Origin of the sequence: Caldicellulosiruptor morganii (assembly GCF_026810225.1) — a bacterium.
Taxonomy (GTDB): domain Bacteria; phylum Bacillota; class Thermoanaerobacteria; order Caldicellulosiruptorales; family Caldicellulosiruptoraceae; genus Caldicellulosiruptor; species Caldicellulosiruptor morganii.
In genome coordinates this window covers 1,599,873-1,613,475 of sequence record NZ_CP113865.1, presented here as the reverse complement: position 1 = coordinate 1,613,475, position 13,603 = coordinate 1,599,873, and the positions used below count along the sequence as shown (strand labels likewise).

The following is a 13,603-nucleotide window of genomic DNA, read 5'->3' as shown; positions in this document are numbered from 1 at the left end:
ATATGTAAATCCAATGGCAATGAATTGCTGGGCTCTAAACAGGGCTACCAGTATAAAAAATGTAGGTCTTTGTCACAGTGTTCAAGGAACTGCCGAATTTTTGGCAAAGATTATTGGGGCAAAAATTGAAGAGGTTTCATACCTATGCGCAGGTATAAACCATATGGCGTGGTTTTTAAAATTTGAGTGGAATGGAAAAGATGCATATCCTCTTATAAGAGAAAAAGCAAACGACCCCGAAATTTATACCCAGGATGTTACAAAATTTAAGATACTAAAACATTTTTGGATATTATGTTACAGAGTCAAGTTTTCACATGTCTGAATATGTTCCCTATTTTAGAAAGAGCGACGATTGGATAAATAGGATACACAAGACCCACTCATGGCACAAAGAACATTACAATGGAATGTATCTGCACTGCTGCTTAGATGCTGCAAAAACATTGCTTGATGACCTGAAAAAAATGGCAGAGGCAGACTACATCGACCCAAAAAGAAGTAACGAATACTGTGCAACTATCATCCATTCCATAGAGACAAACACTCCAAGTGTGATAAATGGTAATGTTGAAAATAAAGGTTTGATTACAAACCTGCCTGAAGGGTGCTGTGTTGAAGTGCCATGTTTGGTTGACAAAAATGGTATTCAGCCAACTCATGTAGGAGAGCTTCCACTGCAGCTTGCAGCTTTGAACAGGACCAATATAAACGTGCAGGAGCTTGCTGTGATTGCTGCTTTGACAGGTGACAGGGAAGCAGTTTATCATGCAATTATGATGGACCCTCTCACAAGCGCTGTTTTAGATCTGGACCAAATACGCAATATGGTAGATGAGATGTTTGAAGCAGAAAAAGAATGGCTGTCAGAGAGTTTTTACAAGAAATTTTGATTGAAATGAAATCAAAAATCAAAAAGGGCTTTGCACAGGATAGAAATGCAAAGCTATTTTGTACTGCAATGATTTTTGCAAAGCCCTTTTATCTTTTCTTTCACTCATACTCCTTGCACAAAAGTGCACGAATATAACCCTGTTCATTTGACGTAGATACAATATAAAATCCCCTTGCATAGTAGAATCGAACCAAATCTCTCACCTTGGATGCTGTGTGAAGATAAACCTTTTTGACACCAAGCTCTTTGAGCCTCTCATCCACAACCTTCATGAGAGCTTTTCCAACACCGTTATTTTGATAGTTGAGTCTTACTCCAAACCTGCTTATATATGCTGTTTTGTCAGGAAAGATTTCAACCCTGATTGTGCCCACAATTATTCCGTCCATAAAAGCAACATAAACCTCTTTGGTATCAATATCCCTTTTTATATCCTCTTCAGTCTCATTCACAGCCGCATTTTTGGCAGGGTCAATACCTGCAAGCTCACAATACTTTGTAAACGCCTCTTTTGTTATCTCTTTTATAGCCTTTACATCGTCATAAGTTGCTCTTCGAACCACAAATTCCATTATCTTTTCCTCCTCGTATCATATAATTATCAAATCAATTAAAACTTCATATCTCAATTGGTACATTTAATTATCAGTACCAATTGATTACTGGAAATTCATTTTGATAATGCACCTTTCTTAAAACACTCACTTCTCAAAAATTGAATATTAAAATTGACTGCTACAGTTTAAATTTGCCCTTTATCTTTGGTAAACTAAAATCAGAAAAAGTTTAAGCCTGATTTAGTTTATTTGGATATTTTTGATCACCTCCTGCTGGACGTGCTTTGACATCTGCACGCCACAGCTTGAGAAAGACTGAACCCCAAAGGATTACATGAGTAATGTTTACTCGTTTGCTGTGCACTGACAGTTTACCACATCTGATTTGAGCATGTCAGATGTGTGCACCCTGTAAACTGCTCAAGTATCTCTAATATCGGCGAGGCTGCTATTGTCATGTAATCCCCAGGGATAAAGGGCTTAACACTTTTTCTTACCCACTACACTTACAAAAAGGAGGTCTTTAAATTGCCAAATACTTTAATTGTGGGCATTGATATCAGTAGTCAGTCAAATTCTATCTTCTTCGTCGATGATGCCGGTAATCACTTGATTAAAAAACCTTTTTCCTTGCCTAACCATCAAGAAGGCGCTAATGAATTAATCAAAAGAGTCATTGATTGCCTCAGCCAGTATAATCTATCCTGTATTAAGTTTGGCATGGAAGCAACTTCACATTACGCTTGGCATCTGCACTTGTATCTTGCTTCTTCATCTGAACTGCTGCCATATAAACCAACTTTTTATGTTCTCAACCCAAGCATAGTCAAAGGCTTCAAAAAAATATATACTTTCTTACCTAAAACAGATATTATTGACGCTATTGTCATCGCTGAATGTGTCAGGTTCAGTAAACTCAATCCTACTCCTTTACCAGACTTTAAATATGCTGCATTACAACGTCTTACCAGAATGCGCTACCACCTTGTTCATAATCTAACTCGCGAAAAAAACAGAGCTCTCAATCTCATATACCTTAAATTCTCTACTTATTCTCAAGAGTGCCCATTTTCAGATATCTTCGGTAAGGCATCTTGCGCTATCATCGAAAACTTTACACCTGACGATATCGCTTCTATGCCTTTAGGAGACTTAATTAAATTCGTATCCGATAACGGCAACAACAGACTCTCAGATGTTAATAAAATCGCTGAAATACTTAAAACTGCTGCTAAGCGTTCCTTTAGATTACATCCTCTGTTGGCTGAGGCAAATGACTTAGCTTTGTCTATGACTCTTGAAAACATCAGATTTATGCAAGAACAACTCAAAAAACTCGACAAAGAAATCTCTAAACTACTTAAAGCTTCCTCTCAAACATTAACAACCCTCCCTGGCATAGGTGACGTTCTTGCAGCTGCTATCTACGCTGAAATCGGTGATATTAAACGCTTCAAAAATGAAGCTGCTTTGGCAAAGTATTCTGGCCTGGCTTGGACTCAGTACCAATCAGGCAACTTCAATGCCCAAGATGTTTCATTAGCTAAGTGTGGTAACCAATATTCTCAGAATACTATCTTGTTGAAGCTGCTAACTGTGTGATGTAGCACACATTCCGTTATAAAGCTTTCTACAACAAGAAGTTCTCAGAGGTGGACCTGTCATCAGCATAAACGTGCCCTCGTCCTCACCGCAAGACGTTTGATTCCTTTGATCTTTGCAATGCTCAGCAAAGGTCAAATCTATGAAGAAAGAGGTGACGTTTACAATACTTAGCTAATCCCAATTTCTTAATTTAATGTTCCTTTCCAAACAAGCTGCCAGTTAAATTTTTCCATGCTGAGCGGCTCGGTATTCTATTGCCTTTTTCACCCTAATTATCTAAAAAAATTTTTTTAAAAACCCCCTTGACATTATACCGTTTGTCTTCAGTGCATAATTATAAATTAAAAAGAATAAAAATGCAAGCATATATTATGTAAAGATAGTGTCAAGAGTTTGCGGGGAAATTTTTTAATTAAAATGCAGCTACATTTAAGAAATCACAATAACTTAAAGCTTTTAAAGCTTTATATAACAAATTAACTTTCCCATTTTTCAGAATTGATATATTATTCCTTGTCTCTCCAAACAGCTTTCTTACTTTTTTGACCTCCTTCTTAATAATTTCATTCAGTATTTACTTAAGTAGGATGGCTTTTTTAGCCGTATCTTCCTATTGCCTCTTTTGTAAATTTATTTTATTCAGCAAGCTATTTGATATAATATTATTAATTATTTTGCTCTCTCATTTGGTTTATTTTTTCCTTTTTCTGTTTATCAGATTATCACTATTTTATCTCATTCTCTCTTTATTGCCAAGAAGAGGGAGCCGCTTTTCCATCTCAAAGCCTATGAATATTTTACACTAAGATTTTCTAATGTAACTTCTAATTGAGCTAAAAGCTATTTTATTATAAACTCGAAAAAATTGAAGAAATTTAGAGTAATTTAAAGAAAAATATAGTTTATACCCAAAAATTGACGAAATATTGCTAAAAAAAAAAAAAAAAAGAGATTGACAGGATAAAAAAATGTGGGATAAAATTTGTATAGAAATTTCCAGGGGCAAGTTTACATAAAAAGAGGTTAAAGTATAAAACCTCTTAAAAGTGAAAATAAAGAAATAATCATATTAAAAAGTTAAGCAAATTAAAAATTAAAAAGTGAAGAGAGAGTTGCTCAATTCCTATTTACACGATTATGTGGCCTCAATTATTTCTTTTGACACTTTGTTAGTTTATTTTTACTGTCTTTTTAAGTATAAACAAGATCTATGATCTATTTTAGACGGGGGTCATGACCTTTTTGTGCGCACAAAGGGTTATGATATAACACACTAAAAATTTAGGAGGGATAATAATGAAAGAGTCTACTATCATTAAAAATCCTGTTTTGAGAAACAAAGTAAATGCAAAGATTTATAATCCTGCTGGAGACATTGTTAAAGAAATTCAAGAGCAGAATTTGCCAGAACAAGCTGGTGGTGGTACTCCAACTGTAGTTGTTGGTGTGATTAGTGCAGTAACAGCAGTAACAAACTTAGCGTTTTCAATTGATCAAGCAATTACAAAGTACTATGCTTGTAGTCTTGTTTATACTTATTCAGCCGAGTGCAGAAGCGATGGTAGAAGCTGCAGAATGAGGTAATTAGAATTTAAAGAATGAACACTATGCCGCTCTTCTGAGCGGCATAGTGCTAATAATTTAGAAGGCAGATAAAAATACTTTTTTTTAGTTAATTTATTAAAACAACATTTTTGGAGAATTATCTCTACAGGAAGCTGTAAAAAGATTCAATAATATGAAAAGGGGAAAGAAGATAACATGAAACAGGATAATAATTGGCTTATTTATAATTTGAGTACAGATAAAGAGTTTACGTTTGATGATGTTATTAATTACTGGTTGACGTTGTTTCCTGAAATAAAGAAAAAAGAAGAACTAGAGAAGTTATTGCAGGAAATTTCAAATACGAATTTTGAAAAAATTAGGGAATATTATTACAGTACCGAAAAACATGGTGAAAAATTTTTAGGAAAATATTGTAATAATATTGAATTAGTATTAGAGTTAGAAAGATTATTAGCAATAATACACAATGAATACAAATGGGTATATTTTTTTAAGCCTATTATAAGAACCTATTTTGAATACATATATGAACTTATACAAAGAAGTGAATTTATACATGACAAAAATGAGTTTATGATACAGATATTAAAATTAGCAATAGAGAATCTTTATAAAATAGCATATCGTGTACTTATCTTAGAACTTAATATTGCAAGAATAGAGTCGAAATTAGTAGGAGAAACACCAGAGCAGAGAGCAAATTATTTTTCAGATATTTTACTTAGAAATGATGACTATATAGAAAAGCTCTATATGGAATACAATGAATTGACACGTTTAATGGATCTATGCATGAGAAATTTTTGTAATTATTTAAGAGAAATAATTGAAAACACAGAGAGAGAAGAGAAACAGTTGTCCAAAAAACTCTTAGATGGGAAACACTTAGGTAAATTAAAGAGCATTGAATTTGGAGCAGGAGATATGCACAACGGGGGGAGGAGTGTTGCTGTTTTATATTTTGATTCTGGCGTCAAGCTAATTTATAAGCCAAGAGCTTTAGATTTGGAAGTCAAATTTGGTGAATTTATTGAGTGGTTGAATAATCAATGTATACCTAATTTTTATAGTTTAAAAACATGCAGAACTTATACAATAGAATCGGCAGGTTGGGTAGAATTTATAGAATATAAGGAATGTTGTGAAATAGATGAAATAAAGCGATTTTATTACAGAGCAGGCGAGATATTGTGTATTCTTTATACTCTTAATGCAAGAGATATGCATTTCGAAAATATAATTGCAGAAGGTGAAAATCCAGTATTAATTGACTTAGAAACACTGTTTCATCCTGATCTTTTTGATATTAATAGAACTGAAACATTTGCCTCGACAGAGGTTTTAAGGATTCTCAACAACTCAGTTAGGGGTATTGGTTTGTTACCAACACAAATAGTAAATTTTAAAAGTGGAAAGGTATTTGAAATTGGTGGGTTATGTGCAGAAGATGAACAAGAAGCCCCATTTCATAGTCTTTTTGTTAATAACTATAACACTGATGAAATTAAGATAGAATATGATTATGCCATTATAAAGCCTAAAAGTAACAATCCGATAATGAAAGGGAAAAGAATAAAATCTTCAGAATATGTAAACGAAATTATAAATGGTTTTGTTAACACCTACAAATGGATACTTAAAAACAAGAATAAATATATTAAAAAAGTAAGAGAAATATTCCAAAACTGTAAATGCAGGGTAATTTTTAAACCAACGAGTATTTATGCACAATTGTTAGCTACAAGTTACCATCCTGATTTATTACGTAACTCGATTGATAGGAAAGTATTCTTGCATAGAATTGGACTTGTTCCTTATGAAGAGGAAAAACGTATTGTTTTATCTGAAATAGAAGATATGTTAAACGGAGATGTGCCTTATTTTACAACATTTTTAAATTGCAATTCAATAATCAATAGCAAAGGTGAAAAAATAGAACCATGTTATAAACAAACTCCTTTAGATTATGTGATTAAAAAAATTGAGAGTATGAACGAAAAAGATTTAGAAAGACAAGTAGCACTTATTAATATGAGTTATCTAAATAAAGTAACGTATGATATGGGATATCATACAAATATAAGGTTCAAAACATGTAATAACATCAAAAAATTTGACAAACAGAAGTTTTTGGATATCGCGAAAAAAATAGGTGATTTAATACTTGAAAAAAGTATAATGGGAAAAAGAAATGGGAAAAATGAACGAAGTTGGATAGGTTCAATTGGGATAGATGACAAATTTTATTTTATAACTGATGTGGGTTACGATTTATACAGTGGAAACAGTGGAATAGCATTATTTCTGGCATTTTTGGGAGCAATTACAGGAAGCAAAAAATATAAATTGGCTGCTATTGAAGCTATGGTACCAGTAATATCATATATAGAAAATTTAGGAAAAGTTTCAAATAGCAAAATTAATAGAATAGGAGCTTTTTCGGGAGTTTGTGGCTATTTTTACGCGTTATTTCATATAGGTAAATGTTTGGATATAAAAGAATTTTTGGATATTGTTTATGGCAAAATTGGGATTTTAAGCAAAGCAGAATTAATAACTGAAAATCATGATATAATTTCAGGACTTTCAGGAACACTTGGAGTTTTGCTCTCTATATACGATAAGACTGCAGAAGAAAAAATAAGAGAGGAATTACTCTCAATATGCACTAAAATTCTTTATGCAATCAATGAAAAATCTAATAAATGTAAAGAAGGCATAACATGGGGCGAAGAGGGTTATGTAGGTTATTCTCATGGTAATGCAGGTGTTACATCTCAGCTAATCAGGCTGTTCTATATTAACCATAATAGTAATATTATAGATTTAATAAGATTATCCTTAACTTATGAGAGAAATATGTTTGATAAAAGAAATAACAATTGGCGAAGGAGTCTTTTAGAAGATGGATTTTCATTTGGCTGGTGTCATGGTGCACCAGGTATACTATTGTCCAGAATTAATTTAATTGAAAAAGGTTATCATGATGATTATTGCTTTGAGGAAATTAAAAAAGCTATTGAAATTACAAAGAAATATGCATTTGGTAAAGATTATTGTTTATGTCATGGAGATATTGGCAATTTAAGAATTTTATATTATGCTGCTAAAGTTTTGAAAGATGAAGAATTAAAAATTAGTTGCTTGGCTACGTTGAATGAGTTTTTAGATAGGTATTTTATGGGTAGGTGGTGTAATGGAGAATTTAATAAAATTGAAAATTATGGATTAATGACCGGTCTTTCCGGTGTTGGGTATGCTTTTCTTCAATTTTGTGAATATGTTCAAATGCCAGAAATATTATGTTTGGAATAATTAAAAACCTAAAAAATATTTTTTAACTATAGCAATTAGGGTGGTGTGTATGAGAAATATTTTTGTATATGTGGGAAGTAGAAATGGTGAAGCGTCAAAGACGTTAAAAATAATTAATGAAATTTTAAAGAAGGTTTATTGTTTAGTTGAAGATAAAAGTCTTAATATTAGTGTATTTCATCCTCAGAACAGCTATATAGAAAGATGTAGAGGGTGTATTAGTTGCTTTTTTTATGGAAAGTGTCCACTAGATTCTACTGACGATATGGGAAAATTAAAATCAGAAATGCTAAAAGCGGATTTCATAATATTTGGAACACCAATTTATGCAGCAAATGTTAGCGGAGATATGAAAGTTTTTTTTGATAGAATATCATACTGGATGCATCTGCTAAGGCTTTGTGGGAAGCCGGCGATAGCAGTGACAACATCAACAGGAAATGGTATTAGTTTTGTATCTGAGTATTTGTATATAGCTATGAGTTTTTTAGGACTAAAAGTTATTAAACAATTGAATGCAGCAATTTTTGATTTATCACAATTGGAAGAAGATAACCTTTTAAAACAAGAGATTGATAATTGTTCGCGTTCTATTTACGAATATTTGATGGGCAACAAAAAAGTGGAAGCTGATAAGACAATGGAAGTTATATTTTCTAATTTAAAAAAAGCTATTATTGGCTACGAAAAAATGCCTAACTATGAGTATCTTTTCTGGAAAAACAATGGGCTTTTAGAATGCAAAACATTTAATGAATTACTTCAAAAAAAATCAATGCTCAAAGATTTTAACATAGTTGAGTTTTAGAACAATTCATTATATCGTTTTAGATGTAATTTATAAGCAGTTTCAAGTATGAATTAGGAGGGCTAAAAATGCAAAATAAAATACTTGAAGTGAGAAACGTTAGTAAAAAATATGGCAAGAAAGAAGTTTTAAGAAATGTTTCGTTTGTTATCTATAGTGGGGAAATTGTAGGTTTAGTTGGACCAAATGGAGCAGGTAAGACCACTCTTATGGCAATTATAGCTGGACTTATCAGAAATTATGAAGGAAATATATATATCGATGGGCGGAATATAAAAGAAGGTAGCGTTGAGAAGAAACAAGTTGGTTGTGTGATTGAGTCGCCGGGATTTTATCCTAACTTAACAGGTTATGAAAATCTCAAGTTCTTTAGTAAAATTTTTGGAAATGTGAATGATTCAGAAATCAATGAAGTTGTAAAATTACTGGGTTTGGAAAAAGTGATTTACCAAAAAACAGTAAAATATTCAATGGGTACAAAACAAAGATTGGGTATTGCTCAGGCTGTTCTTGGTGATCCAAGACTTTTGGTTTTAGACGAGCCAACAAATGGACTTGATCCCAATATTACGCCAGTAGTGAGGAATTTTTTAAAAGATATAGTGAGAAAAAAAAGTATAGGTATTCTTATTTCAAGTCATGTTTTGAGTGAAATAGAAGCCATATGTGATAGAGTGTTATTTATAAGAAATGGTGAAGTTATAGAGGAAGTAAATTTAAATCAGGAAAATAAAACAAGTGTTTCATATATTTTCGAAACAAACAGTGTAGAAGATTTAGTAAAATTTTTTGAGGCAAGAGGTATTAAAGCTATAATAGAGGGGGAGGGAAAAATAAAAGTTGTCATAACCTCTGAAATGTTTGAGAATTTGCTACCTCAAATTGTTCAGAAAGGAATTATTGTTAAAGGAATATATAAACAGAAAATTTCACTTGAGGAAAGATTTATCAAGAAAATGGAGGGGAAGATAATTGAATAAAATTGTGGCACTTGCTACAAGAGATTTTTTTTATACAATAAAATCAAAAGGATTTTTAATTAGTGTGTTTTTGGCGATGTTTTACATCTCGTTATGGTTGATTTATAAACCAAAATTCTTTGTTTTAGAGGATTATCAATACGAGCTTTTTAGGTTTATTCAATTTATATTTATTTATCTCTCAAGTATGTTATTAGGGAAGGAATTTAAGTATAGAACATCAACAGTATTATTTACCGGCGTTTTTACACGTACTGAAATAATACTAGAAAAAATGTTAGTGATGCTGCAATTAAGTTTTTTACTTTGGTTAATAAGCCGATTATTAAATCCTCTGATCAGTTTGAGAATTAATAGTACATTGAAATTATCCGAAATATGGAAAATAAAAGATTTAAATGCATTGGTGATATATCTTTGTGTTGCTTTTTTAATATGTGTATTTGCTCTATTTATTTCTGTAATATCCTTTAATCATATAACAACAATATTTTCAGTATTAACACTATTTGGATTTATTCAATATATATCATTATATCCTACATTTAAAATACATTCAAAAATATTAAGTGGTAATAATTTAAGCACTGCAGAAAGAATTTTTACCTATTTTCCAAACTATATCATTGGTATATGGTCAGGCACGTGGAAATTTGAAAAAAATGAGCTGTTTTTAATGTTACTATACGGATTAATTTTCCTTGTTTTTTCAATAGTGATATTAAACAAGAGAGATATTAGGTAACTGCTGGAGGAAGTTGAAGATGAAAATGGTTATTAGAATGTCAATTGCAGAGATAGTAAAAATTCTTCGTATGCGAAGTTTTATTGTGTTTTTGTTGTTAATAGTAAGTACATTGGTAATACAAGTAAATAATGTTTTCAGAATTACTAAGAATTTGTTACTTGCATTAATGTCTATTACAATATTGTATTGGTTAGCATACATTGCGTGTGCAGATTACGAATACAAAACGCACAAATTTTTGTTTACTGGAAAGTTAAGTAGGTCTCAAATAATACTTTATAAAATGTTAAGTATATTTTTTTTAGCTTTAATATTCAATTTCATATATTTTTTCATTTACACAATTTCAAGTGTAATTGATTCAGAGTCAATTACTATAAAGATAAGCTTAAAAGAAATCTTATCATCTCTAAGTAGTTTTTTGATCTATTTTATATCAGTTGGTTCTTTTTCTATTTTAGTAGGTACAATTTCTTTAAATTTTGCTATAACCCTTTTATTATCTTACATTTGTTTTAACGACTTTATTTCAAATTTAATCTCTTTACTAGCATCCAAATGCAAGATAGATCTTATCAGAAATATTATGAAATATAATCCATTTGGGTTAGCCATAAAAATATTCTATACACAAAAATTTTCTGAATTAGAATTTTTAAGTTTAATATTGTACTCAATAATCTCATTGTTAATAACAATTGTAGTAATTAACAAAAAGGACTTACGATAATTAGAAGCAGGTGATGTTAAAGTGAAAGCTAAAAAGAAGCACAAAAGAAAGAAAAAAGTTCCTTATGTAGAACAACTACAGCAAGCTGAGTGTGGATTATGCTGCGTAGCAATGATTTTGAGGTACTATGGAAGTTATTTTACATTAAATGATTTGAGGGAATATTTAGATATTGGTAGAGATGGAACCACAATACGACAGTTAGTAAATTTAATGAATAAACTAAACTTAAAAACTAAACTATATGAGTGCTCGACTGAAGGTTTGTACTACATAGAATTGCCTGCGATACTTTTTTGGGAGCAGAGGCACTTTGTTATATTAGAAAGGATTGATGAGAAATATGCTTATATTGTTGATCCTGCGTGTGGTAGAAGAAAATTGACAGTATCTGAATTATCGAGTTTGTATTCTAATTATGCTATATATGCCTATCCAAATGAAAAATTTGTTCCTAAAAGAAAAAGCGAAAATATATGGTTATATTTCTTACCAATAATATTTAAAGGTAAAAGAAGCTATTATTTTCAAATTATAATTTATTCTATTATAACCTATTTTTTAACAACTTTTTGTATTCCAATCTTTATCCAAAAATTAATTGACAATGGTTTGAATAAGAAAGATATTGCTTACATTAGAGAATCAATTATGTATTTATTATTACTATTGCTGATTTATTTTTTGTCTAATTTTATAAAAGGGTTACGTCTGGTTAAACTTAAGGCTTTTGTTGACGAGAATTTAAACAAAAAGGTTGTAGAAGATGTTTTGAAACTTCCTTACAAATTTTTTGATCTTCGAAACAAAGCAGATATTTTGTTTAGTGTAAATAGTTGTTATATCATACGAGAATTGTTTATAAATCAAATGATAAACGGAATTATTGACTGTGGAGCAGCGCTTTTTATTATTTGCTATATGTTTTCACAATCTGTACATTTAACATTTGTAGTAATTATTTTATTTTTGCTCAATTTATTAGTAGTTAAATTTTCTCAACCTGTTATATTTGAAAATGGTAAATATTTACTTAACGAACAAAGCAAAGCTCAAAGTGTAATTTCAGAAGCTATATTTTCTATTTTAGGTATAAAAATGCATGCAATTGAAAATGAAATTTATGCAATATGGGAAAATAAATATAAAGACTACATGAGTAGATATATTAATTGGCAAAAAAGAAATAATCTTATATTTAGTATTCAGTCTTTCATTCAAATGATATCGCCTATAGCTGTGTTATCTATAGGAGTGATCTTTACTATAAAATCCCTGCTGAGTGTAGGACAGGTGATAGCATTTTATTCTTTAAGCAATACTTTTTTTTCACTATCCCAGTCGGTAGTTGACACATGGCTTAGTTTTGTAAATAGTAGCCTATACTTAGAGAGACTAAGTGATATAGTCAGATATGAAAAGGAAAGTGAGTCTGAAGAGTCTGTTAAAATTAATGTGAAGGGTAATATTGAATTAAGAAATGTGTCTTTTTCGTATACAAAACATTCGGCTAAAGTAATAAATAATATTTCGCTCAAAATTGAACAAGGCAAGATGATAGCAATTGTTGGTAAGTCAGGGGCAGGGAAGAGTACATTAGCAAAATTATTAGCAGGTTTATATAGTCCGTCTGAAGGTGAAATTTTATATGATGGTATAGACCTCAGAAGGTTAGATAAGAAATATATAAAAAAACAAATAGGAATAGTTCCTCAGGATATTATGCTTTTTAATAGAACAATTTATGAAAATATTGTTATGAATAGAAAAGATGTTACTCTTGAGGAAGTAAAAAAAGTTTGTCAAATCGCACAAATTGATGATGATATTCAAAAGATGCCCATGGGTTATTATACTATTATTACCGAAATGGGAGTAAACTTATCAGCTGGACAGCGACAAAGAATAGCTCTTGCAAGAGCACTTTTAAATAAACCTAAAATAATTATTTTGGACGAAGCTACTAGCTCATTAGATCCCATTAATGAGAAGAAAATATTAGATTATTTTAAAAATATGGGATGTACCAGAATTATTATTACTCATAGGCTTTCATCTATTACTGATGCAGATATTATTGTTGTATTAGATGAAGGAAGAATTGTTGAACAAGGAACACACGAAGAGTTATTACGTAAAAATGGAATGTATACAATTCTTTATTACAATTATAATAAGAATCAAGCTTATGCTGATTTAGAAAATACTAAATCCAAAGGTTTAAACTGTATATGATTGCAATATAAAAATCAAGAAAAATGCCTACACGATTTGAAACTGTTAACCTATTAGTAATTTGCACTATAAAAATAGCTCTTTTTGTTATGTTTTCTCACTGAGTTGGACCACTTATTTTTTTATTTTACGGGAAGATACTTTATCTTTTTAAAGCTTAT

The 13,603-nt window shown here is 30.8% G+C and carries 7 protein-coding genes and 2 pseudogenes; 8 read left to right on the top strand and 1 reads right to left on the bottom strand.

Annotated features, from left to right (window positions below; translation table 11 throughout):
- Position 1 precedes the first annotated feature (1 nt).
- Positions 2-893 (top strand): annotated as a pseudogene (locus OTK00_RS12115) (family 4 glycosyl hydrolase); the annotation flags it as partial.
- 100 nt (positions 894-993) lie between these two features.
- On the opposite strand, the gene OTK00_RS08030 reads toward OTK00_RS12115, so the two are convergent.
- The gene (locus OTK00_RS08030; protein ID WP_045169794.1) at positions 994-1,467 is read right to left on the bottom strand and encodes a GNAT family N-acetyltransferase; all 474 of its coding nucleotides are present in this window, start codon (positions 1,465-1,467) and stop codon (positions 994-996) included.
- A 513-nt stretch (positions 1,468-1,980) separates the two neighbouring features.
- Here OTK00_RS08030 and OTK00_RS08025 point away from each other — a divergent pair.
- From OTK00_RS08025 to OTK00_RS07995, 7 genes and pseudogenes are all read left to right on the top strand, one after another.
- Positions 1,981-3,228: pseudogene (locus OTK00_RS08025) on the top strand (IS110 family RNA-guided transposase).
- A gap of 1,125 nt (positions 3,229-4,353) precedes the next feature.
- Entirely contained in the window at positions 4,354-4,641 is a 288-nt protein-coding gene (locus tag OTK00_RS08020; RefSeq protein ID WP_015907611.1) for a plantaricin C family lantibiotic, read from the top strand.
- 177 nt (positions 4,642-4,818) lie between these two features.
- Positions 4,819-7,941, top strand: a complete 3,123-nt coding sequence (locus OTK00_RS08015) for a type 2 lanthipeptide synthetase LanM family protein (protein ID WP_045169793.1) — start codon at positions 4,819-4,821, stop codon at positions 7,939-7,941.
- Positions 7,942-7,990: 49 nt separating this feature from the next.
- Positions 7,991-8,749 (top strand): flavodoxin family protein, encoded by a 759-nt coding sequence (locus OTK00_RS08010; RefSeq protein ID WP_052670912.1) that lies wholly within the window; start codon positions 7,991-7,993, stop codon positions 8,747-8,749.
- Between the two features lie 68 nt (positions 8,750-8,817).
- Positions 8,818-9,729, top strand: a complete 912-nt coding sequence (locus OTK00_RS08005) for an ABC transporter ATP-binding protein (protein ID WP_015907614.1) — start codon at positions 8,818-8,820, stop codon at positions 9,727-9,729.
- Complete coding sequence (locus tag OTK00_RS08000; RefSeq protein ID WP_045169792.1) at positions 9,722-10,474, top strand: ABC transporter permease; 753 nt, start codon at positions 9,722-9,724, stop codon at positions 10,472-10,474. The genes OTK00_RS08005 and OTK00_RS08000 overlap by 8 nt, the downstream gene beginning before the upstream one ends.
- A 754-nt stretch (positions 10,475-11,228) precedes the next feature.
- Positions 11,229-13,442, top strand: a complete 2,214-nt coding sequence (locus OTK00_RS07995) for a peptidase domain-containing ABC transporter (RefSeq protein WP_045169790.1) — start codon at positions 11,229-11,231, stop codon at positions 13,440-13,442.
- Positions 13,443-13,603: the final 161 nt, after the last annotated feature.

What these genes read in the sequence shown, in the direction of transcription:
- OTK00_RS08030 (WP_045169794.1), bottom strand. Translation starts at nt 1,467, where the DNA reads ATGGAATTTGTGGTTCGAAGAGCAACTTATGACGATGTAAAGGCTATA.
- OTK00_RS08020 (WP_015907611.1), top strand. Translation starts at nt 4,354, where the DNA reads ATGAAAGAGTCTACTATCATTAAAAATCCTGTTTTGAGAAACAAAGTA.
- OTK00_RS08015 (WP_045169793.1), top strand. Translation starts at nt 4,819, where the DNA reads ATGAAACAGGATAATAATTGGCTTATTTATAATTTGAGTACAGATAAA.
- OTK00_RS08010 (WP_052670912.1), top strand. Translation starts at nt 7,991, where the DNA reads ATGAGAAATATTTTTGTATATGTGGGAAGTAGAAATGGTGAAGCGTCA.
- OTK00_RS08005 (WP_015907614.1), top strand. Translation starts at nt 8,818, where the DNA reads ATGCAAAATAAAATACTTGAAGTGAGAAACGTTAGTAAAAAATATGGC.